This is a genomic window from Nitrosospira sp. TNL300, assembly GCF_055385915.1.
Map to the genome: position 1 here is coordinate 1,162,439 of NZ_AP041005.1, position 20,342 is coordinate 1,182,780.

General features: G+C 56.4%; 17 protein-coding genes and 1 pseudogene. 15 read left to right on the forward strand and 3 right to left on the reverse strand.

From position 1 onward, the window contains the following. The first annotated feature begins 84 nt into the window (after window positions 1-84). Window positions 85-732 carry an EF-hand domain-containing protein gene (locus tag ACZ5BW_RS05285; RefSeq protein ID WP_464543196.1) on the forward strand — a complete coding sequence of 216 codons (648 nt, stop codon included), beginning with the start codon at window positions 85-87 and terminating at the stop codon, window positions 730-732. Between the two features lie 159 nt (window positions 733-891). Here ACZ5BW_RS05285 and argJ read toward each other — a convergent pair whose 3' ends face one another. After that, window positions 892-2,130: a bifunctional glutamate N-acetyltransferase/amino-acid acetyltransferase ArgJ gene (argJ, locus tag ACZ5BW_RS05290; RefSeq protein ID WP_464543198.1), complete on the reverse strand. Its 1,239-nt coding sequence runs from the start codon at window positions 2,128-2,130 to the stop codon at window positions 892-894. A 351-nt stretch (window positions 2,131-2,481) separates the two neighbouring features. Between argJ and ACZ5BW_RS05295 the strand changes: the two genes are divergently transcribed. Beyond that, entirely contained in the window at window positions 2,482-2,709 is a 228-nt protein-coding gene (locus tag ACZ5BW_RS05295) for a sulfurtransferase TusA family protein (RefSeq protein ID WP_464543200.1), read from the forward strand. Window positions 2,710-2,769: 60 nt separating this feature from the next. Here ACZ5BW_RS05295 and ACZ5BW_RS05300 read toward each other — a convergent pair whose 3' ends face one another. Beyond that, window positions 2,770-3,498 (reverse strand): hypothetical protein, encoded by a 729-nt coding sequence (locus ACZ5BW_RS05300; protein WP_464574196.1) that lies wholly within the window; start codon window positions 3,496-3,498, stop codon window positions 2,770-2,772. 75 nt (window positions 3,499-3,573) lie between these two features. Beyond that, window positions 3,574-4,803 (reverse strand): RNA-guided endonuclease InsQ/TnpB family protein, encoded by a 1,230-nt coding sequence (locus tag ACZ5BW_RS05305; RefSeq protein ID WP_464543206.1) that lies wholly within the window; start codon window positions 4,801-4,803, stop codon window positions 3,574-3,576. Window positions 4,804-5,099: 296 nt separating this feature from the next. On the opposite strand from ACZ5BW_RS05305, the gene ACZ5BW_RS05310 reads away from it, so the two are divergent. From ACZ5BW_RS05310 to ACZ5BW_RS05370, 13 genes and pseudogenes are all read left to right on the forward strand, one after another. Continuing rightward, entirely contained in the window at window positions 5,100-5,543 is a 444-nt protein-coding gene (locus tag ACZ5BW_RS05310; protein WP_464543208.1) for an NADH-quinone oxidoreductase subunit A, read from the forward strand. 46 nt (window positions 5,544-5,589) lie between these two features. Then, window positions 5,590-6,048 (forward strand): annotated as a pseudogene (locus ACZ5BW_RS05315) (NuoB/complex I 20 kDa subunit family protein); the annotation flags it as partial. A gap of 191 nt (window positions 6,049-6,239) precedes the next feature. Continuing rightward, window positions 6,240-8,021 (forward strand): NADH-quinone oxidoreductase subunit C/D, encoded by a 1,782-nt coding sequence (gene nuoC / locus ACZ5BW_RS05320; RefSeq protein ID WP_464543210.1) that lies wholly within the window; start codon window positions 6,240-6,242, stop codon window positions 8,019-8,021. A gap of 59 nt (window positions 8,022-8,080) precedes the next feature. Further along, window positions 8,081-8,587: an NADH-quinone oxidoreductase subunit NuoE gene (nuoE, locus tag ACZ5BW_RS05325; RefSeq protein ID WP_464543213.1), complete on the forward strand. Its 507-nt coding sequence runs from the start codon at window positions 8,081-8,083 to the stop codon at window positions 8,585-8,587. Then, window positions 8,520-9,842, forward strand: coding sequence for an NADH-quinone oxidoreductase subunit NuoF (nuoF, locus tag ACZ5BW_RS05330; RefSeq protein WP_464543217.1), 1,323 nt, complete (start codon window positions 8,520-8,522; stop codon window positions 9,840-9,842). Before nuoE ends, nuoF begins: the two co-directional genes overlap by 68 nt. Before the next feature lie 43 nt (window positions 9,843-9,885). After that, on the forward strand, window positions 9,886-12,729 hold the full coding sequence (gene nuoG / locus ACZ5BW_RS05335) for an NADH-quinone oxidoreductase subunit NuoG (protein WP_464543219.1): 2,844 nt from the start codon (window positions 9,886-9,888) through the stop codon (window positions 12,727-12,729). A 90-nt stretch (window positions 12,730-12,819) separates the two neighbouring features. Continuing rightward, window positions 12,820-13,773: an NADH-quinone oxidoreductase subunit NuoH gene (gene nuoH, locus ACZ5BW_RS05340; RefSeq protein WP_464543221.1), complete on the forward strand. Its 954-nt coding sequence runs from the start codon at window positions 12,820-12,822 to the stop codon at window positions 13,771-13,773. Window positions 13,774-13,800: 27 nt separating this feature from the next. Then, window positions 13,801-14,316 carry an NADH-quinone oxidoreductase subunit NuoI gene (gene nuoI / locus ACZ5BW_RS05345; protein ID WP_464543224.1) on the forward strand — a complete coding sequence of 172 codons (516 nt, stop codon included), beginning with the start codon at window positions 13,801-13,803 and terminating at the stop codon, window positions 14,314-14,316. A 34-nt stretch (window positions 14,317-14,350) separates the two neighbouring features. Beyond that, entirely contained in the window at window positions 14,351-14,917 is a 567-nt protein-coding gene (nuoJ, locus tag ACZ5BW_RS05350) for an NADH-quinone oxidoreductase subunit J (RefSeq protein WP_464543228.1), read from the forward strand. Continuing rightward, window positions 14,914-15,264 (forward strand): NADH-quinone oxidoreductase subunit NuoK, encoded by a 351-nt coding sequence (gene nuoK, locus ACZ5BW_RS05355; RefSeq protein WP_464543231.1) that lies wholly within the window; start codon window positions 14,914-14,916, stop codon window positions 15,262-15,264. The genes nuoJ and nuoK overlap by 4 nt, the downstream gene beginning before the upstream one ends. Window positions 15,265-15,268: 4 nt before the next feature. Continuing rightward, window positions 15,269-17,242 (forward strand): NADH-quinone oxidoreductase subunit L, encoded by a 1,974-nt coding sequence (nuoL, locus tag ACZ5BW_RS05360; RefSeq protein WP_464543234.1) that lies wholly within the window; start codon window positions 15,269-15,271, stop codon window positions 17,240-17,242. After that, a complete protein-coding gene (gene nuoM, locus ACZ5BW_RS05365; RefSeq protein ID WP_464543236.1) occupies window positions 17,239-18,741 on the forward strand; it encodes an NADH-quinone oxidoreductase subunit M in 1,503 nt (500 codons plus the stop codon). The genes nuoL and nuoM overlap by 4 nt, the downstream gene beginning before the upstream one ends. Window positions 18,742-18,746: 5 nt before the next feature. After that, entirely contained in the window at window positions 18,747-20,270 is a 1,524-nt protein-coding gene (locus tag ACZ5BW_RS05370; protein ID WP_464543239.1) for an NADH-quinone oxidoreductase subunit N, read from the forward strand. The last annotated feature ends 72 nt before the right edge of the window (window positions 20,271-20,342 follow it).

Sequence of the window (20,342 nt, forward strand, 5' to 3'; positions counted from 1 at the left end):
TCTTTGATGGGTTTCAGCAATTGGCAAGCGTACGCTTTCCGGGAAACTTCCTTTAAATTGAGCAACCACTCAGGAGAATTCACTATGAATAATATGCCCAGCAAAAAGTCAATCATTTCTCTCGCGCTCGGATCTGCTTTCGCTGCAACGCTCGGTACTGCTTCCGTTGCTTCTGCGGCCGACAACCCTTTCGCTGCACAATCCCTTCAGAAAGGCTTCATGGTAGCGGGCAGTCACTATGATGACAAAAGCGGATATGGTGACACGGGCGGCGGATATGGCGACAGGAAGGATACCTACGGTGACACGGATAGGAAGGATACCTACGGTGACAAGAAGGATACCTACGGTGACAAGAAGGATACCTACGGTGACAAGAAGTATGGAGAGGGCCGCTGTGGGATGTCCATGGCGGACACCGATAATGATGGCAGGGTAAGCAGGGAAGAGCACGCCCGCCATGCGGAAAAGATGTTTGACAAGGCGGATACCAACAGGGATGGGTATATCGATAAGGATGAGGCCAGCGCGATGAGGAAAAAATACCGCGGCCATGGCCACGGCTCCCGGTCCGGCGACCAATATCGGGGATCAGGCGACCAGTATCGTGGATCAGGCGATCAGTACCGCAGTGATCGCGATGGCGGCGTCGATGTGCATCGTTACCGCGAATATGGTGCGGGCGAGACGGTTCCCCGTGATTTACCCCACATGAGGCCCATGGGCGAGTAAAGCACTGTTCGTCAGTGATGACTTCCGGCCTTGCCGATAACCGATTAAACCGGTTATCGGCAAGGTTGTCCTGTTGCAGAATGATAGGGCATCGGTGCTTATATCTTATATATTTCTACCGATTGCAGTGTTGCGGACCAGCGACATACGTATACTGTATCAGCTCCGATACTCCGCGTTGATCTTTACATAATCGTAAGACAGATCGCAGGTCCAGACGGTGGCTGCGGCCCGTCCTCTATTCAGTGCGACGCGCACGGTAATTTCCGGTTGTTTCATCACCCGCTGTCCCTCCTTCTCCGCGTAAGCGAAGGCTCTCCCCCCATTTTCCGCAACCAGTACATCGTCGAGATAAAGTTGCAGTTTGTTGATGTCAAGACCCTCTATGCCTGCATAGCCGATGGCGGCCAGTATTCGCCCGAGATTAGGATCTGAAGCGAAGAACGCTGTTTTGATCAGGGGTGAGTGTGCAATCGCATAAGCAACCTTGCGGCATTCCGCCACGGTTTTGCCACTTTCTACCTGGATTGTGATGAACTTGGTCGCGCCTTCGCCGTCGCGCACGATTGCCTGCGCAAGCTCCACTGCGACACCGGTTATCGCATCCTGCAATTGCGCAAACTCCGGACTCTCCTTATCCACGATGGGTGAGTGAGCGGCGCGTCCGGTGGCCATCAGAATGAATGCGTCATTGGTGGAAGTATCGCCGTCCACGGTGATGGAGTTGAATGAATTGGCAGCGGCATGCTGGACCATGTGTTCCAGCAATGGGTCGCTTACGGCGGCATCGGTTGCGATAAAACCCAGCATCGTTGCCATATTCGGACGAATCATCCCCGAACCCTTGGCAATTCCGGTAATTGTCACGGTTGTACCATTGAGGGAAATCTGCCGGGACGCTGCCTTGGGGACAATATCGGTCGTCATGATCGCCTCAGAGGCGGCAAACCAGGTATCGGCTCCAAGATCGTTTATTGCCCGTGGCAACCCTGTAACGATTTTCGGGAGCGGCAAGGGTTCCATGATCACGCCGGTTGAAAAAGGCAGTACCTGTTTGGTGGCACACCCGAGCAGCCGGGCAGTCTCGGCGCAGGTCGTGCGAGCGTCTTCAATGCCCCTTTCGCCGGTGCCGGCGTTGGCGCACCCCGTATTGATGACAAGGGCACGAATAGAACCATTTGAATCAAGGGTCGAAAGATGTTCCCGAGCGACTATGACCGGCGCTGCGCAAAAATCATTCTGTGTAAACACTCCCGCCACCGTCGCACTGTCATCCAGAACGATGACCAGCAGGTCCTTGCGCCCCGGTTTCCTGATGTTGGCTTCCGCTATGCCCAAGGTGACGCCTTTTATGGCCAGGAGTTGTTCGGGCAGGGCAGGTGTAAAGTTGACAGGCATAATAGATAGGCGAGGTAATTGGCGAATGAAGCGCAATCGATACTCGGGTAAAAGAAGACAGTGGTATTATCGTCCACCGTTGTTTTTTGAATTCGAAAGAGCAGATTGTGAAAAACGCAATGCTAACCCATCTTCAGGTTCTTCTCCATCTCATCTTTTCAGCCGCTGATAATGCCGAATAGCCCGGCATTAACCTGACGAACAGAAATTAGAATAATTAGAATTTTTGTAACTGATAGAAATATTGTTATCGGCGAACGAACTTCGTTTGCCAGGTTCCCGCTTTACCCGTGTGCCGCTTGATGCGATGAAGGTGGACCGGGAGCGGACCAGGAATGAAGGAGAAGATGTATGAATTGTGATAAAGAACTGGATGTGCGCGGGCTGAATTGTCCGCTGCCCATATTGCGCACAAAAAAATCCCTTGTGGATATGATATCCGGTCAGATATTGAAAATTATGGCCACGGATCCCGGTGCTGTAATCGACTTCCAGGTTTTTGCCGAGCAGACGGGAAATGAGCTGCTGTCGTTGTCGGAAGCAGCGGGTGAATTCACGTTTTATATGAAGAAGAGGTAGCAAAGAAGAAGCAGCAAGAGGCAGCAAGGAGCAGGAGTAGCTTAAGGAAAATCTGAACCATCAGAATTCACGGTATGCCATTGGCCTTTCCGGACACGCGTGCAACCGTTGAGTTACGCGCTGGTAGGCTACTGGTGAATCGATCGCGCGTTGAGCGGCGACGGCACCGTTCATCAGTTGCCGATGCAAAGGTTTCAGTATCCCCTCCACCCAGGGCCTTGAGTCAGCCCAAGCCTGGTTTTGCGAAGCATAATAACGCGGTTGGGAAAATGCCGCGCGCAACGGTTCCTCCAGCATTCTCGCGCCAATACGAAAATGCGACCGCCATGCTGAGACATGTTCCAGTTCATGTTCGCGCACGATATTTCTTTTGCAGCTGTCCTGAAGTTCCCTGGCAAGATATACCCGCATTGCCGCAAATCCCAGTTTGACCGAGACATCCGGCACCATGCACGTCCGCCCGTCCGTGCTTGTCCACCACCTTGCCCGGAATTCGTATCTGAATTCCGGTTCGGCATGCGTCAGTCCGTACACGTTGTGATACGCGTCGCTGATCTTTCCTGATACCGATTGAAGCGCCTTGGCCGTGCGCGAACTGTCCTCGGCCGGCGTGATATCGGTGTACACAACCGCCACCTTGCCGGCACCCATCAGTTTCTCGCAGTCCGCTTTAAATGAGTCATTGCCGGCCAAAGCCATCCGTTCCGGTAATAGAAGCAGCAATAGCAGCCCAGCGAAAAAACTGACTGCACGGTCTTTGCCGTTTTGATCGTTCCCGGTGAATCTCAAATGATCAAACCAGGCAGAGTAAGGTGGGAAGTTGGATCGCAATGAGGCTCACGTACAGTTGACATCCTCCCCGGCCTAAAGGCCGGAGATTCCTACAGCACCCAGGCGAATGCCTAGGTCGCTTCGGTGGGTTCCTGCTGCTGGCGGCATTACTGCACCGCTCACTTCACAGGCGAACCGGGCGTGTCCCGCCCTTAAAATGTTGATTGCGCCGACCACATCGGCGTTTTTCTCGAAGCCGCATTCCACACAAAGAAATTGCGCTTGCGTTTGGCGATTGTCTTTGGACACATGGCCGCAGCACGGGCAGGTACGGCTGGTGTTCTGTGGTGGTACGGCGATGAGCCAGCCACCATTCCACGCCAGCTTGTAGTCCAGCTGGCGGCGGAATTCAAACCAGCCCTGATCGAGGATGGACTTGTTCAGGCCAGACTTGGCACGAACATTTCTCCCCGGATTCCCGGTTGTGCCTGCTGCCGACCTGGACAGGTTCCGCACCCGCAAATCCTCGATACACACCATCGCGTGGTTTTGGCTGATAGCTGTCGTGGCCTTGTGCAAGTAGTCGCGGCGGGCGTTGCCGATGCGGGCATGAATCTTCTGGACTCTGGCCTTGGCCTTCTTCCAGTTGTTGCTGAACCTGGTTTTGCGGCTCATGGCCTGCTGCGCTTTGCGCAGCGCGGCTTCGTGTCGCTTGAAACTGTTGAGCGGCGCAAGGTGACTGCCATCCGACAGCGTGGCGAAGCGGGCGATGCCCATGTCGATGCCGACAGCGCAGCCTTTCGGTATCGGTTGCTCGACTTCCCGCCCGGTCTGGATCGAAACGTACCACTTGCCGCAGGACTGGCTGACGGTGACGTTCTTCATCGTGCCGAACACGTCTCGGCTGTTGCGATAGTGCAGCCAGCCCAGCTTTGGCAGGAAGATGCGGCTGTTTGCCTGATCGAGCTTCACCCCTTGCGGATAGCGGAAGCTGTCGCTCTGACCCTTCTTCTTGAAACGCGGGAAGTCGGCACGCTTGGCAAAGAAGTTGGCGTAGGCTCGCTCCAGATCCTTGAGTGTCTGTTGCAGGGCTTGGGAAGGGATTTCTGCCAGCCACGCCGTGGCAGCCTCTGCCTTCCATTCAACCAGCAGCGCGCATAACCCGGCATAGCCGAGCCTCTTCTCGCCCTGCTCGTGTCGTTTCTTCTGCAACGCCAGCGCCTTGTTATAGACGAACCGGCACGAACCGACGAAGCAGCGCAACATGCGCTGCTGTTCGCCGTTGGGCTTTAGCTCGAATTTATAGGCCTGGAGTCGTTGCATGGCTCAAATTATAAACCTGGATGGACGCTTCCAGCGTCCGCGCTATCCATCTCCCCCATGAATGGGCAACTTTCCGCGCAAATTTGGTAAGCGTGGTTTCATGCCGGATAACGACGACATTACGCATACCACTTTTGTGTTGGCTATCGCACAGAAGTCTGCTGCTCGATGGGAAATACTGGCCTTTCACTTGAAGCATCCCTCTCTGGGCCCGCAGTTTTTTGTGTGGACCGCCCTGTTTAGTCTGGTTAGTCTGGTGAATCAATCAAAGGACCAAGCCCAAAGGAGCCTAATCCTTGAATGCTTCCGCGACACAAGCAACAGAAATCTGGCCCCTGGTTGCATACTTCTTCCTCGTCGTCGCGCTGGTTGCGGGCATCATGGCGCTTTCGTACGTCATTGGCGAGCGTCATAGATCGAAGGCTGCGGACGAGCCATTTGAAAGCGGTATTGTCACTGTCGGCCTTGCGCGCTTGCGCCTGTCCGCCAAATTCTATCTGATCGGCGTGTTCTTTGTGATCTTCGATGTGGAAGCCGTATTCCTTTTTGCCTGGGCCGTTGCTTTTCGTGAATTGGGTTGGCTTGGTTATATCGAGGCGATCATCTTCATATCTATTCTGGTAGCGGCCCTCGCTTATTTATGGCGGCTGGGTGCGCTGGATTGGGGGCCGGCCAGGCATTCGGCTGGCAAGTTTGCCAAAGATTCAAGGAGTCCAAACCATGCGGTGGTCTCTAAGTAAGCCCTCCGACAAACCATCTGAGGCAGCAACGTCCGGATCTTCGATAATTCGCGATAACGGTTTTGAGGAAGACGGGCGCCGCAGCGTATTGCTGACGCGATTGCAAGACCTTGTCGCCTGGGGCCGCAAGAATTCGGTCTGGCCTTACAACTTTGGGCTGTCGTGTTGTTATGTGGAAATGGCGACCAGCTTCACCAGCAAGTATGACCTTGCCCGGTTTGGCTCCGAAGTTATCCGCGCCTCTCCTCGCCAGGCCGATCTGATCGTTATTTCCGGTACGGTTTTTATCAAGATGGCGCCCGTGCTTCAGCGGCTTTACGATCAAATGCTTGAACCGCGCTGGGTTATTTCGATGGGTTCATGCGCGAATTCAGGTGGAATGTATGACATTTACAGCGTGGTGCAGGGTGTAGACCGATTCCTTCCCGTGGATGTTTATGTTCCGGGTTGCCCGCCTCGGCCCGACGCATTCATGCAAGGGCTGAATCTGCTTCAGGACGCAATCGGCAAGGAAAAGCGCCCGTTGAGTTGGGTGATCGGTCCGCAGGGGATCGAGCGACCGGCTGAGGGATCGCAGCGGGATCTTAAGCGGTCCGAGCGAATGCGCGCCACGACGCTCCGCAGTCCCGACGAGGTACAAAAGTGAGCGCAGCCTCCAGCCTTGCCCCACCGCGGTATATGCAGGATATGCCGAATATGCCCCATGCATCGAACGCTTCAGAGGTGCTGGAAGAACTGAAGAGCCGCTTTGGCCCCCCTGACACTGCCGATCCAGGAGGGCCAATGGGTTTAGTGCAAAAAACCAGCGATGACCTTCCCACGCAATGGGTCTCCAGGAACGGAGTGCATGAGGTCCTGCACTACCTGAAACTGGAAGCGGAGCGGCCTTACCGCATGCTGTACGACCTGACCGCGATTGACGAGCGTACACGCGTACACCGCGAAGACCAGCCGGCAAGCCAATTCACTGTCATCTATCACCTGCTGTCGTTCGAGCGTAATGCGGATATGTGCCTCAAGGTCGCGCTCACCGATACTGATCTTCGCATGCCCACCATTACCGATATCTGGCCTGCGGCCAACTGGTACGAGCGTGAGATATGGGACATGTTCGGGATCGTCTTCGATGGGCACCCGCACCTGCATCGAATTTTGTTACCTCCCTGGTGGCAGGGTCACGCCCTGCGCAAGGATCATCCGGCTCGCGCGACGGAGATGGAACCGTTCCATTTGTCCGCGGAGAAGGAGGAGGCTGAGCAGGAAACGCTGCGTTTTCATCCTGAAGACTGGGGAATGCGCCGCGCACACGACGGCACCGATTTCATGTTCCTCAACCTGGGGCCGAACCATCCAAGCGTGCATGGCGTATTTCGCATTGTGTTGCAGCTCGACGGCGAGGAAATCATCGACGCTGTGCCAGAGATTGGCTTTCACCATCGCGGAGCGGAAAAGATGGGTGAGCGCCAATCCTGGCATACCTACATTCCCTACACCGACCGCATCGATTACCTGGGAGGGGTCATGAACAACCTTCCCTATGTGCTGGCCGTGGAAAAACTGGCAGGCATTGAAGTGCCTGATCGGGTAAAGGTGATGCGCGTGATGATGGCTGAATTTTTTCGCATTGCAAGCCATCTGGTGTTCTATGGAACTTTTACCCAGGACCTGGGCGCGCTTTCCCCAGTGTTTTTCATGTTCACCGACCGCGAGCGGGTGTTCGATGTCGTCGAAGCCATCTGTGGGGGGCGAATGCACCCGAGCTGGTATCGCATCGGCGGTGTAGCTCAGGACTTGCCCAATGGATGGGATCGGATGGTGCGGGATTTCCTGGATTATATGCCTGCAAGATTGGATGAGTACGACAAGATTGCTGTAGGCAACCGTATCCTGAAAGCCCGGACGCGGGGTGTCGGCAGTTACTCAACAGAGGAGGCGATCGAATGGGGCGTGACGGGGCCCAATCTGCGCGCCTGCGGCTTCGAATGGGATTTCCGCAAGGCACGGCCGTATTCGGGCTACGACCAGTTCGAGTTCGATGTACCAACCGGGCAGCATGGCGATTGCTATGATCGCTGTGCCGTTCGCGTGCAGGAAATCCGCCAGAGCCTGCGCATCATCGAGCAGTGCCTGGAAAACATGCCGGCCGGCTTGCATAAAGCGGATCATCCGCTCACCACGCCGCCGCTTAAGAAGCATACCTTGCATGACATCGAAACGCTCATCGATCATTTCCTGGGTGTGAGCTGGGGGCCTGTCATTCCTCCGGGGGAAGCATTTGTAGGCATCGAGGCTACCAAAGGAAACAACGGCTATTACCTGGTTAGTGACGGCAATACCATGGCTTATCGGGTGCGTATCCGCACGCCTTCCTTTCCGCACCTGCAAATGATTCCTTTGATCAGCCGTGGGCTGATGATTTCGGATTTGATCGCCATTCTGGGCAGCATCGATTTTGTCATGGCCGACGTGGACCGCTGACGTGGACCGCCGGCTGGATCGCTGACGTGGATTGCTGAGGGGGATACCGAGGGGAAACAATGCTGAGTGAACAGGAGAGGAGAGAAATAGAAGCGCATGCGCGGCACTACCCGAATAATCGGGCGGTATGCATCGAGGCGCTCAAGATCGTGCAGCAGCATCGCGGCTGGGTATCGAACGAGGGGATTGCCGACGTGGCCGAGGCACTGCAGATGAAGCCGGCTGAACTGGAGAGCGTTGCAACCTTCTACAACATGATTTTCCGCAAGCAGGTAGGCAAGCATGTCATTTTGCTATGCGACAGCGTCAGTTGCTGGATCATGGGCTATGAACGCCTGCGTGAGCACCTGGGAGACAGGCTGGGTATCAGGCCGGGTCAGACCACCGCCGACGGGCGCTTCACGCTGTTGCCGAATGTGTGCCTGGGCGCCTGTGATCATGCTCCTGTCATGATGGTGGATGATGCGCATTACCAGGACCTGGATCCCGCCAGGATCGATGAAATTCTGGCAAGTTATCAACAGGAAGAAGAAAAATCGACCGATGGAAACGCCGCTGACTCATAACATTTCACCGGGCAGGGAGCCGCCGGATCTTGCGCAGTACGAGAAGACCGGCGGTTATGCCGCACTGCGCAAGGCGCTCGGCATGTCGCCGGCGGAAGTTCAGGCAGCGGTGAAGGAATCAAACCTGCGCGGGCGAGGCGGGGCGGGGTTCCCAACTGCACAGAAATGGAGTTTTGTGCCGATGGGCGATGATGCGCCGCGGCCCAAGTATCTCGTTTGCAATGCCGACGAGATGGAGCCGGGGACATTCAAGGATCGCATGTTGCTCGAAGGCGACCCCCATCAGTTGATCGAGGGCATTATCGTCAGCGCCTATGCGATCCAGGCAGATGTAGCTTACGTATTTCTGCGCTGGGCCTACAAACTGGCGGCCCGGCGCATGGAGGAGGCAATCGCTGAAGCATATCGCCACGGCTACCTGGGTAAAAATATCCTGGGCTCGGCATACAGCCTGGAGATGCACCTGCATGTCAGTGCCGGGCGCTACATGTGCGGGGAGGAGACTGCGCTGCTCAATGCCCTCGAAGGCAAGCGCGCCAATCCACGCGCCAAGCCTCCCTATCCCCAGGTGAGCGGTCTGTGGGGCAAGCCTACCATTGTCAATAACGTGGAAACCCTGTGCAACATTCCGCACATCGTGAACCAGGGCGCCGAATGGTTCAAGAGCCTGAGCCGCAGCGACGACGGCGGAACCAAGCTGTACGGGGTAAGCGGGAGAGTGAAGAATCCTGGGCTATGGGAATTGCCCATGGGCACTTCCATGCGGGAGATTCTGGAAGAGCATGCGGGCGGCATGTGTGACGGCTATCAGTTCCGCGGGTTGCTGCCGGGTGGCGCTTCGACGGATTTTGTTACTGCCGAGCACCTCGACCTGGCGATGGATTTCGATTCGATGAAAAAAGCCGACAGCCGCCTCGGCACCGGCACCATGATTGTCCTTGATGACAAGACCTGCCCCGTTGGGATGCTGCTCAATCTGGAGCATTTTTTCGCCCAGGAGTCATGCGGCTGGTGCACCCCATGCTGGTCGGGGCTTTCCTGGATCGAACAGATATTGCAGGACATGGAGGAGGGTCGCGGCCGGGCTTCCGACCTTGAACTGCTGGAATCCCATACGCGCCTCCTGGGTCCCGGACATACCTTCTGCGCCCTGGCGCCGGGCGCAGCCGAGCCGCTACAAAGCGGCCTCAAGTATTTCCGCGATGATTTCGAGCGCCATATCCATGAGAAATGCTGCCCCTGGAGCCAGACGTGAGAGTTGAAACCGGAAATATAGCGAGATTAGCAAGGCGAATGTGATGACGACTATCCATATCGACAATCGTCCCTATCCTGCCAAGGATGGTGAGAATTTATTGCAGGAATGCCTTTCGCTGGGATTCAACCTGCCTTATTTCTGCTGGCATCCTGCCCTCGGCTCGGTAGGCGCGTGCCGCCAGTGCGCGATCAAGCAGTTCAAGAACGAGGAAGACAAGCGCGGCAAGATTGTCATGGCGTGCATGACTGCCGCTAAAGACGGAATCCGGATTTCCATCGACGATCCCGAAGCCCAGGAATTTCGCGCGAGTGTGGCGGAATGGCTGATGGTGAATCACCCGCACGATTGTCCGGTGTGTGACGAGGGCGGCGAATGCCATCTGCAGGATATGACGGTCATGAATGGGCATGTCTATCGCCGCTACCATGGCCGCAAGCGCACCTTCCACAACCAGGACCTCGGCCCGCTGGTCAACCACGAGATGAATCGCTGCATTCAATGCTATCGCTGCACGCGGTTTTATCGTGAGTATGCCGGCGGTCGGGACCTGGATGCGCTGGTGCTGCGCAATCAGGTCTACTTCGGCCGTCATCAGGATGGCGTTCTCGAAAGCGAGTTCAGTGGGAACCTGGTGGAGGTTTGCCCTACCGGCGTTTTTACTGATAAGACACTGAAGCGGCACTATACGCGCAAGTGGGATTTGCAAACGGCGCCGTCGGTGTGTGTGCACTGCGGGCTGGGTTGCAACACCATTCCCGGCGAGCGTTACGGCGCGTTGCGGCGCATCCGCAACCGCTTCAATGGTGCGGTAAATGGTTATTTCCTGTGTGACCGCGGCCGCTACGGCTACGAATTTGTCAATAGCGAGCGCCGGATCAGGCAACCTCTGCTGCGAAAAAACAGAACCGAACCACTGCAACTTGCCAGCAAACGCGATGCACTTCAGCATCTAGGCGAAATGCTATCGAGCGGGGCCCGGGCAATCGGTATCGGTTCTCCGCGCGCGTCACTCGAAGCCAATTTTGCGTTGCGCACCCTCGTTGGACGCGACCAGTTTTATCTCGGAATCTCTGAAAGGGATTCCCGCCTGCTTGCTTCCGTTCTGGATATTTTAAAAAAAGGCCCTGCCCGCACCCCGTCATTGCATGAAGTGGAATTGGCGGATGCGGTGCTGGTATTGGGTGAGGATGTGGCGAATACCGCGCCGCGGCTCGGGCTGGCCCTGCGGCAGTCGGTGCGCCGGCAGCCGGAAAAGATGGCGAAAAAAATGGATATTCCGCTCTGGAATGATCATGCGGTGCGTGCGGCGATGCAGGAAGAGCATGGGCCATTGTTTATCGCCACCATGGCGAATACCCGAATCGATGATATCGCCACCTGCACCTTCCGGGGACCTCCCGCTGAATTAGCCCGTCTGGGGCTCGCAATAGCGCACGCACTCGATCCGGCCGCGCCGAAGGTACCGGATTTATCCGAGACGGCACAGGCCTTGGCAGGTGCAATTGCCGAAAAGCTGAAGGCAGCAGGGCGTCCACTGATCATTTCCGGCATGGATTGCGGGGACAAAGCCGTTGTTGAGGCAGCGGCCAATGTGACATGGGCGCTTTGCAACATGGGCCGCCCTGCCGAGCTCTGCTATGTAGTTCCCGAATGTAACAGCCTTGGCGCCATGCTGCTGGACGGCGGCAGTCTCGAAACCGCACTGGAAGCGATGAACGATGTTGCTGCGGATATTCTCATCATTCTCGAAAATGATCTTTATCGGCGGGCAGATGCCGCCATGGTTGATCGGCTTCTCGCCGCTGCGCGGCACATCGTGATGATCGACCATATCGAGCATGCGACCAGCGCGAAGACTGACGTGGTGCTGCCGGCAGCGACCTTTGCCGAGGCCGATGGCACCCTTGTGAATAACGAAGGCCGGGCGCAGCGGTTCTTTCAGGTATTTGTGCCCAAGGGTGAGATCGAAGGTGATATCAGGAGCGATACTCCACGCGATATTCCCGGCGATATCCAGGAAAGCTGGCGCTGGATGCAGGACATCATGGCTGCGGGCCGCGGGGATGAAGGGCAATGGTCAAGCCTGGACGATGTCACTGCCGCCTGCGCCACAGCGATTCCCTTTCTGGAACCCATTTTACGCGCCGCCCCCCCGGCGGCTTTCCGTATGGACGGACAGAAGATTCCGCGTGAGCCTCATCGTTATAGCGGACGCACCGCCATGCACGCCAATGTAAACATCCACGAACCCGAACAGCCGCATGATCCCGATACACCCTTGGCATTTTCGATGGAAGGCTACCCGGGTCATCCGCCGCCGTCGCTTATTCCCCGGTTTTGGGCGCCCGGCTGGAATTCGGTACAGTCGTTAAACAAGTTCCAGGACGAAGTAGGTGGCCAGCTCTCCGGAGGGGATCCAGGCGAGCGCCTGATCGAACCGACGCTGAGGAAAAAAGCTGCTTATTTTGAAAATATACCGGCAGGCTTCGAGCCGCGCCCGGGCGAATGGCTGCTGTTGCCGTTGCACCACATCTTTGGTTCGGAGGAGTTGAGCATCCTCGCGCCCGGCATCGCCGAGCTCAGTGCCCAGCCCTATCTCGCGCTCAACCCGGAGGATGCAAGTGATCTTGGATTGGCTGCCGGGGATGAGGTGCAGTTGTGCTTGAGAGCGCAGGCGGATGCGCAGGTGAATGTTACCGCAGATGGCTCGGCGAATGCCGCCATAACCACCGCTGAAATTTTCCGGCTGCCGCTGCGCTTCAAGCCTGAGCTGCTGCACGGTACTGCAGGGCTCCCTCTCGGCCTGGCAGACATGGGTAATCTTGCGGGAGTCGCCTTGCCAGCATGGGGCGAGCTCAAGAAGGTGCAAAGGGGAAAGGTGTAAAGGGGAAAGGTGGAGAAGGGAAAGCAAATGGAAGGATAGATAGAGGAAAGAAGCCGCGAATGGATTCAGCCATGAATAGTGGATTCAGCCATGAATGAATGGGCCGCCATCTGGGCGAACCTGATTTTGATCCTGGCCGTCGTGTTTGCTTTCTCGGCGATGCTGTCCTGGATCGAGCGCCGCCTGCTTGGCCTGTGGCAGGATCGCTATGGACCCAATCGGGTAGGGCCGTTCGGGGTTCTGCAAATCGTCGCCGATTCGATCAAGCTTCTTACCAAGGAGGACTGGATACCTCCCTTTGCGGATAGGGCGGTGTTCGTGCTGGCGCCGGCAATCGTTGCCGTCGCCACGCTGCTTGCGTTTGCCGTCGTGCCAATCGCGCCAGGCATCGGCGTGGTCGATCTGAACATCGGATTATTGTTTTTTCTCGCCCTGTCTTCGCTTGGCGTCTATAGCATCGTGCTGGGGGGATGGGCATCCAACAGCAAATATTCGCTGCTCGGAGGCTTGCGCGCAGCGGCACAGATGTTGAGCTATGAGGTTTTCATGGGTCTGGCGCTCATGGGTGTTGTCATGCTTGCCGGTTCATTCAACCTGCGCGATATCGTTGCCGCGCAGGAAAATCTCTGGTTCTGTGTGCCGCAGATCCTGGGCCTGGCAACTTTTGCCGTAGCAGGCATTGCTGAGACGCGCAGGCTTCCTTTCGATTTGCCCGAAGCTGAGAACGAGTTGGTCGCAGGCTTTCATACCGAATATTCCAGCATGAAGTTCGGTCTGTTTTTCATTGGCGAATACGTCGGTATCACTCTTATCTCGGCAATGATCGTCACATTATTCTTCGGCGGGTGGCTGGGCCCACTGCTGCCCCCACTGGTCTGGTTTCTGCTCAAGACTTTTATCGTCGTCGCCTGCTTCGTCCTGCTGCGGGCGGCATTGCCACGCCCCCGTTACGATCAGCTGATGGCCTACGGCTGGAAAGTCATGCTGCCAGTCACGCTTGTCAATTTGTTGATCACCGGCGCAGTCGTATTGTCAACGGCATAACTGCTCATATAGCTTCGGGAGAAGATCATGTGGAATTCTCTGAAGACAATGTGGATCGTTTTTCTGCATATGTTCCACCGCCGGGTAACCATTCAATACCCGGACGAGAAGCCCAACATCCCGCCACGCTGGCGCGGACGCATCATTCTAAGCCGCGATCCGGATGGTCAGGAACGCTGTGTCGCCTGCTACCTCTGCGCGGCAGCCTGCCCAGTGGATTGCATCGCGCTTCAGGCCATCGAAGATGAGCACGAACGCCGCTACCCTGAGTTCTTCCGCATCAATTTTTCGCGCTGCATTTTTTGCGGATATTGCGAAGAGGCCTGTCCTACCGACGCGATCCAGCTTACGCCGGACTTTGAAATGGGCGAATACAACCGGAAAAACCTGGTGTATGAAAAAGAGGACCTGCTGATCGATGGCACCGGCAAATACCCCGGCTATAACTTCTACCGGGTGGCGGGAGTCGCAATCGGAGGAAAAAACAAGGGCGAGGCCGAGAATGAAGCGCCTCCGGTGGACCCGCATTCGCTGTTGCCTTGATCCGTGCCTTTGATTACTGATTCAGGAGGAGATTATGGAAGCGACATTCTACTTGTCCGGAGCGGTTGCCATCGCAGCCACGCTGATGGTCGTTACACGGGCGAGCGCCGTACATGCATTGCTCTACCTGATCGTGTCCCTGCTTGCGGTGGCGATCGTCTTTTTTGTGCTGGGGGCGCCGTTTGTCGCCGCACTGGAGGTCATCATTTACGCAGGCGCTGTCATGGTGCTGTTCGTGTTCGTGATCATGATGCTCAACCTCGGCAAAGCCGCCGCGGTCAAGGAGCGGGAATGGTTGAGTCCTGCCATGTGGGTGGGACCCTCCATACTGTCGGCATTGCTCCTGGCAGAACTGATTTATATCCTCGTTCAGGATGTACAGGGTGTGCAGGGCGCATATAGGGGCGCCACAATCTCCAGCGGGGTCGTGGTCGATTCGAAGGAAGTCGGCATCGCGCTCTTCGGACCCTATCTCCTCGGTGTCGAGCTGGCATCGCTGCTGCTGCTGGCGGGATTGGTCGGGGCCTGTCATCTCGGCTGGTACACCGAGCTACGTTTCGGTTCGAATTCAGCATCCCGTTCGGATGGAGCGCGGTCATGACGACGGCTGAGGCTGCTGCGTCCGCTGCTACCACAGTTGCGGCCGCTGTTCCCATGCATCATGGCCTGCTGCTCGCCGCAATCCTCTTCGTGTTGGGAATGAGCGGCATCCTTGTGCGGCGCAACCTGATTTTTATCCTGATGTCGATCGAGATCATGCTGAATGCTGCCGGGCTTGCCTTCGTGGTGGCCGGTTCACACTGGATGCAGGCCGACGGGCAGGTGATGTTCATCTTTATCCTGTCAGTGGCGGCGGCCGAAGTCTCTGTCGGCCTGGCATTGCTGCTGCTGTTGCACCGCCGCTTCCAGACACTGGACGCCGATGCGGTAAGCAAGATGCGGGGATAATAATATGCTGCCTCTGCTCTGGCTTATTCCCACACTGCCTCTAGCCGGCTTCCTGCTGTTGGTGCTGGGCGGAAACTATCTGGGGCATCGCAGTATTGCGGTAATCGGGACGGGATCGGTGGCGCTCTCGGCACTCGTTGCCATCCTGATCGGGATCGATTTCATCGCTGCGCCGCCACCGGGTTTTGTTTTCCGGCAGGAAGCATGGACCTGGATCGCTGTGGCCGGTTTCTCGCCAGGAATTGTTTTTTATCTTGACGCGTTATCACTGGTGATGGTCCTGGTGGTGACTGTCATCAGTTTCCTGATACACCTCTATTCCACAGAGTTCATGAGCGGTGATGGGGGCTATGCCCGCTTTTTCGCCTATATGAATCTCTTCGTCGGCTCGATGTGCATCCTGGTTCTTGCCGACAATCTGCTGTTTCTTTACCTGGGCTGGGAAGGAGTGGGACTTTGCAGCTACCTGCTGATCGGATTCTGGTATCGCGATCCTGCCAACGGGCGCGCGGCGCGCAAAGCATTTATCGTGACCCGGATCGGCGATACCGCCATGGCGATCGGCTTTTTTCTGCTGTTCACTCATCTGGGAACCCTTGATATTCAGCCGTTGATGGAGCGCGCGACGCAGCAGTGGCCGGAGGGGTCGGAACTCGCTATTCTCGCTGCAGCGCTTCTGCTTGGCGGTGCGGTGGGCAAATCTGCCCAGCTCCCGCTACAGACGTGGCTGCCAGATGCAATGGCCGGACCCACGCCGGTGAGCGCGCTGATGCATGCAGCGACCATGGTAACGGCAGGCGTATATCTGATCGCTCGCACGCACGCGCTCTTTGTGCTCGCGCCAGCAGTGCAGCTTGCGGTAGCAGTGGTCGGCGCCCTTACCCTGCTGCTGGCGGGATTCAGTGCGCTCGCGCAAAACGACATCAAGCGGGTGCTGGCCTATTCGACCATCAGCCAGCTTGGTTATATGTTCCTTGCCCTGGGAGTAGGGGCCTGGTCAGCCGCCATCTTTCACCTGGTGACGCACGCTTTCTTCAAGTCTCTGCTGTTCCTGAGCGCAGGCGTGGTCATCATGAGCCTGCACGAGGAACATGATATTTTCCGGATGGGTGCACTGAGGAAAAAACTCCCCGTCACATTCTGGACTTTTCTGATCGGCAGCGCATCGCTTGCGGCACTGCCGCTCGTTACCGCGGGCTTCTACAGCAAGGATCTGATTCTTTGGCAGGCCTGGTCGTCGACAGGAGGGAATCCATGGTTATGGGCCGCGGGATGGGGAGGTGCGATATTGACGGGCCTCTACATCTTTCGCGTGGTGTTTCTCGTCTTTTTTGGCGAAGCGAGGACTGTGGCGCCCCCCGAAACCCGCCGGCCAGGGCTGCGCATAACTATACCGCTCATCGTTCTTGCAGCCTTCTCTGTGGTTGGCGGATGGATTGAAACCCCATCTTTTCTCGGAAATTTAACACTGTTTTCCGATTTTGTTCAGCATGCCTTGCCGCCGACTCAGGTCGTTCATGACAGTAAAAATGATGAAACCATTCTGGAACTGCTCGCAGTTGCTGCCTCTCTTGGCAGCATTGCGTTGGCGTACCTGTTGTTTTTGAGATATCCCGCCTTTCTCCATGGACTGATGCTGGTTCCGGCATTGGCAAGTATCCGGAAGTTCTGGCATTTTGGCTGGGGTTTCGACCATCTTTATGAGTTCCTGTTCGTCCGGCCCTATCTCTGGCTTGCCCACGCTGATCAGCGGGACGTGATCGACGATATCTACCGCATGGCGTTTTCATGCACGCTCAGGTGGCTCCAGAAGATCAATGGGCACGACCTGATCGACAATATCTATAGCGGCCTGGCCGGGCTTTGTCTGTTTCTCCATCGCGCCTTGAGTGCAACGCAAAGCGGACAGGTACGCCGCTACGCGGCAGCGATTGCCGCCGGCTCGATCGGCATTATATTCATGGGAGTATTCGCATGATCCTCGCTGCATTGATTTTCATTCCGATAGCGGGCGGTTTGCTGTCATGGATGGTGGATCGCTGGTATCCGGGCGCGGCAAAGTGGCTCGCATTGGTCACGGCGGGCATCGAGTTCGTATTGGCGATATGGCTTTGGCTGCAGTCTGCCAGCGCTATGGCTCTTCCCGCTCATGGGGGGTGGCTTGCCGAGACCAGGGCGGAATGGATTCCGCGTTTCGGAGTGAGCTTTCATCTGGCCGTGGATGGAATAAGTCTCATTCTGGTCGTGCTGACCGCTTTTCTGGGAATAGTATCGGTGGCATGTTCCTGGACGGAAATCCAGAAGCGTGTCGGGTTCTTTTACTTCAACCTGCTATGGACTGTGGCAGGGTCAGTTGGCGTATTCCTTGCGCTGGACCTGTTTCTGTTTTTCTTCTTCTGGGAGTTGATGCTGGTGCCGATGTATTTCCTGATCGGGATCTGGGGCCATGAGAATCGTCAGTATGCCTCGATCAAGTTTTTCATTTTCGCGCAGGGAAGCGGTATGTTCATGCTGGTAGCAATTCTTGCGCTGGTATTCGTCCATTACCGCAGTACTGGAGTCCTGACATTCGATTATTTCGATCTGTTGAATGCCACCCTGTCTCCCTCCACCGAGATGTGGATCATGCTCGGTTTTTTCATTGCGTTCGCAGTCAAGACGCCCATCGTGCCATTTCATACCTGGCTGCCGGATGCACATACCGAGGCGCCGACAGCAGGAAGCGTGATTCTTGCAGGAGTGCTGCTGAAAACAGGAGCCTACGGACTATTGCGCTTTATTGTTCCGCTATTTCCCGAGGCCGCGGCGCAGTTTGCTCCGGTGGCGATGGTGCTGGGAGCAACCGGAGTTCTCTATGGCGCTTTCCTGGCGTTCGCCCAGACGGATTTCAAGCGTCTCGTGGCCTACACCAGCGTGAGTCACCTGGGCTTTGCTGTACTCGGGATATTCGCCTGGAATCCCTGGGCGCTTGGGGGAGCCGTGATGCAGATGATTGCGCACGGCATCAGTACGGGAGCCCTGTTTGTAATCGCAGGCATTTTGCAGGAGCGGACCCACACACGCGATATGCAGCGCTTTGAAGGTCTCTGGAGCGTCATGCCACGCCTGGCGGCAATGGGATTGTTTTTTGCCATTGCCGCGCTTGGGCTGCCGGGAATGGGTAATTTCGTCGGGGAATTCCTGGTACTGATGGGATTATCCAGCAGCAGCAGCGTGCTTGCGTCCGTCGCGACCGTGGTATTTGTCGCCAGTGTCGTATATGCGCTTGCGCTGGTGCAGAAAACTTTTCATGGCGAGAATAAGCATGGTTGGCAACTACATGATCTGTCAGGCCGTGAAATGACAACCCTGTTTTCAATGGCAGCCATTACCCTATGGCTGGGGTTGTATCCGCAGCCGGTCCTGAATGCCGCGCCAAACACCGCAAACAGTCCGCCTGCGATTGCTGTCGCCCACCATGAGGTCAATGTGGAATGAACCCGATGTCCTCCGCGCTACACTCCGATTCCCTGCACTTGGACCTCGTGACCCTGTCACCGCTCATTCTCCTTGCCGCAGCTGCGGTAGTGGTGATGCTGGCCGCAGCCTTTTACCGTCATCCCCGGCCGGTCATGATATTGACGCTCGCCGGACTGGTTCTGTCATTTACGGCATTGTTCCTGCCGTTCCTGCTCCGAGGCATCGCGTCTCCTCAGGTCACAGCTCTGCTGGTACTGGATCAGTATGCACTGTTTTTTATCGGACTCATCGTTGTCGCAACCTTTGTCGTCGTGGTGTTGTGTTACCGCTACTTCGGCGGAGACGAAAGCCGGCATGAAGCGCTTTACATCCTGTTACTGCTGGCCGCCCTTGGCGGTGGGGTTCTCGTGGCAAGCAGCCATTTTGCTTCGTTTCTCCTGGGTCTGGAACTGCTCAGCATTTCGTTGTTTGCATTGATCGCCTATCCGCGATTCACAGAGCATCCTCTCGAAGCAGGAATCAAGTACCTGATTCTCGCCGGGTTCTCATCCGGGTTGCTTTTGTTTGGCATGGCGCTGGTCTATGCGCAGCTCGGGACGATGCAGTTTGTGAAAATCGGGACAATGCTTGCTGCGCCTGACGGGGCGTTGGAACTCTATGGGTTGGCGGGACTCGCGTTGATTGTGACAGGCGTCGGATTCAAACTGGCGCTGGTGCCCTTCCATATGTGGACTCCGGATGTCTATGAAGGTGCGCCTGCGCCGATTACCGCATTCATCGCCACTGTTTCAAAGGGCGCCATGCTTGCCCTGCTGCTGCGCTACTTCCTCATGGCAGGCGCGCACCAGTCGCATTCGATTACGCTGGCATTGAGCCTGATTGCCGTCATGACGATCCTGGTTGGCAACCTGCTCGCCCTGTTACAGGATAACATCAAGCGGATTCTCGCCTATTCCTCGATTGCACAGCTTGGCTATCTGCTGGTCGGGTTCCTGGCCTTTGATCAGCTGGCGATCGAGGCGGTAGCTTATTTTCTGACAGCCTATTTCGTCACCATGCTGGGCGCCTTCGGTGTGGTAACGGTATTGTCCGAGGGGTTCAATGACGGGGGCAATGATGGATCCAGTGGCGTAGTGGAACGGGATAGTGACAGGCTTGCAGATTATGCGGGTCTGTTCTGGCACAGACCGTGGCTGGCGGGAGTGTTTACCGCCATGCTGCTGTCGCTGGCCGGAATTCCCCTGACAATGGGCTTTATCGGGAAGTTCTATATAGTGACAGCCGGGGTGGAAGCATCGTTATGGATACCTGTGATTGCGCTGGTTGTCGGCAGCATCATCGGGCTGTTCTATTACATGCGCATTATCGCAGTGATGTATGCGTCAGGCTCGGAGGCAGCCGGTGAAGCAATCATGCTGCGTGTTGCAGCACCCTCCTTTGCGGAAAGTGCGACGCTGGCAGCGCTGGTGTTGTTGCTTGTATGGCTGGGCATCTTTCCGGCTCAGCTTATTGATGTGCTTGAAGGAACGGGAGTGGATTTGACCTGATTACCGGTGCTTCGTCTATTTGTCCCTGCCTTGCTGCCTGCCTCACCATCCGTCTCGTCGCCCGCCCTCGTT